This is a genomic window from bacterium (assembly GCA_028821235.1).
Classification (GTDB): domain Bacteria; phylum Actinomycetota; class Acidimicrobiia; order Spongiisociales; family Spongiisociaceae; genus Spongiisocius.
The window spans coordinates 2,912-5,395 of sequence record JAPPGV010000095.1 but is presented as its reverse complement, the minus strand read 5'-3'; the positions used below and the strand labels follow the sequence as shown (position 1 = coordinate 5,395).

General features: G+C 61.3%; 2 protein-coding genes. Both read left to right on the top strand.

Annotated elements, in window-relative coordinates; translation table 11 throughout:
* Positions 1-714: 714 nt before the first annotated feature.
* Positions 715-1,053, top strand: a complete 339-nt coding sequence (locus tag OXK16_11010; protein ID MDE0376478.1) for a hypothetical protein — start codon at positions 715-717, stop codon at positions 1,051-1,053.
* 16 nt (positions 1,054-1,069) lie between these two features.
* The gene (locus OXK16_11005; protein ID MDE0376477.1) at positions 1,070-1,570 is read left to right on the top strand and encodes an ATP-binding protein; all 501 of its coding nucleotides are present in this window, start codon (positions 1,070-1,072) and stop codon (positions 1,568-1,570) included.
* Positions 1,571-2,484 lie beyond the last annotated feature (914 nt).

Sequence of the window (2,484 nt, the reverse complement as noted above, 5' to 3'; positions counted from 1 at the left end):
TGTCGCCAAGCACCTACACCGGCCTGAAGGCTTACATCGATCGGTCCGGCCGGCCCGGAGGGAACAAACAAGGCTTCGTGGAGCGAACCGTCATGTCACCCGGCATCCAGCCGGGCATGGCCGACCACGCTCCAAGCCAAGGACAGGTGGTGGCGGGGGAGGGCCCGGTGCGGAGCACCGGTTTTTCGCGAGTTTTGCCCCGGGGTCTCTGTTCTTGATGCACAGGGCACCAAATATGACGCCCTGATCCTCAGGTTCATGGTGGCTCTCGAACCTGACGCACAGGGCGCCGTCCATGACGTTCTGATCCTCAGGAACACCACACCGTATATGACGCCCTGATCCTCAGGTTCATGGTGGCTCTCGAACCTGACGCACAGGGCGCCGTCCATGACGTTCTGATCCTCAGGAACACCGCACCGTATATGACGCCCTGATCCTCAGGTTCATGGTGGCTCTCGAACCTGATGCCCTGGGCGCCGTCATGACGTTCTGATCCTCAGGAACACCACACCATCCATGATGTCCTGATCCTCAGGAACACCGCACCGTATATGACGCCCTGATCCTCAGGTTCATGGTGGCTCTCGAACCTGATGCCCTGGGCGCCGTCCATGACGTTCTGATCCTCAGGAACACCGCACCGTATATGACGCCCTGAGCCTGAGGTTCACCGCACCGTTTGTCACGTTATGAGCCGGTACGATCATGAACGTGAACACCACAGCCGAGGAAGCCAAGGCACAAGCGATCGTCTGGCTGAAGGATTACCGAGCCATGAGCCGCTTCGAGTGGGAGCAGCTGACACCGACCACGATCTCGCATGACCCGCTGCCCGGGTTGCCGTGCTATGTGATGGCGGTCGCAGCGGCCGGCACGGGTGGGTTCCGCCCTTCGCTGGCGTTTGCGGTCGGTACCAAGGGAGGCGATCAGAGCTACTGGCAGGGGTTCTTCCCCGATAGCCAAGCTGACGCCCGTCTCACGGCCAAGAACCTATCGCAACTCGACAGTCTGCTGAACCTACTTGTCACCGCTGCGCGGATCCCGGCCTGATAAGGAGTGGGTTGCGGTGTTGAAGTCGACGTTTTCCGCTGCCGACATAAACGATGTGGTGCTGAAAGTTCAGGATGCGGCTAGGGACCACCACGTACGGGACCACCGCCGATTAGCGATGATGGTGCGCGAGTTGGCGGAGAATGTTCTCTACCACTCTGGCCAAGACGATGGGGTATGCCGGGCCGGGATGATAGGAGACGAAGAGTTCGTCATCGAGGTGAGGGACGGGGGGAGAGGGATCCACGCAAGTATCCAGCAGCAGTATCCGGGTATTGACGAGGCATCGGCTCTGATATCGGCATTCGGAGGAAACGTTTCTTCAATGTCGGCGCAGGACCCGAACCGGGGTCTTGGACTGACAATGGTCCGCGACTACACCGAGACCGGCGCCAACCTGCTGCTGGAATCAGGAAACCTGGCCTACGCGGCCTGTGGGGGCTCAGGTCGCCTGGTCAGCATGCGACCTCGGCATGTGCAAGGTGTCCGGGTTGTTCTGACAATTCCCACTCCGTAGCCTCTGATTCGGCTGGTCGCCGCATGAGGGCGGGGCCCGGTTGCGGAGCACCGGTTTTTCGCGAGCTTTGCCCGGAATGTCGGTTCTTGATGCACAGGGCGTCATATGTGACGTTCTGATCCTCAGGAACAGGGCACCGCCCATGACGTCCTGATCCTCAGGTTCGTGGGCGGGGTGGGCGACGTTCCGAACCTTAGGTTCATAACACGGTGGGTCGCGTTCTGAGCCTTAGGTTGGCGGGCCGGGTGGGCGCCGAGGCGGTTTAGGAGGGTGGGTACAACCCCTCGTTGGCCGACTATTGCGGTCTGCGCGGACGGCCTCTGCGACGCCCTTGATCCGGGCTGCTATGTCCTTGACCACGGCCGGGTCGGTTGACTTCTTGGTGTCCGCCTCGTATGGAGGCGAACCTGAACCAACGATCATAGGGGTTGAGCTCAATCCTTCGATACGGGACGGAGACGTTCCCGTTCGTCCCGTCCGCGGCGCACCACCCGGTGCGGAGCGCTGGTTTCGCGGGTTTTGCGGGGACTCTTGGTTCTTGATGCACAGGGCACCGTGGGTGACGTTGTCTGCCTCGAGAATGTTGGGGTTTGCGAACTTGAGGCGTAGGGCGCCGTGGGTGGCGTTCTGATCCTGAGGATCAGGGCACCGTGGGTGACGTTGTCTGCCTCGAGAATGTTGGGGTTTGCGAACTTGAGGCGTAGGGCGCCGTGGGTGGCGTTCTGATCCTGAGGTTCACGGCGCCGCCGGTGACGCTCTCTGCCTCGAGAATGCTGCGGTTCACGAACTTGAGGCGTACAGCACCGCGGGTGACGTTCTGATCCTGAGGTTCGGGGCGGTGGGGGTTGGGTGTCGGCGCTAGGGCTTGGCGAAGGACATCTCGCGGCGGAACTTCTTCCAGTCGCCGACTTTTG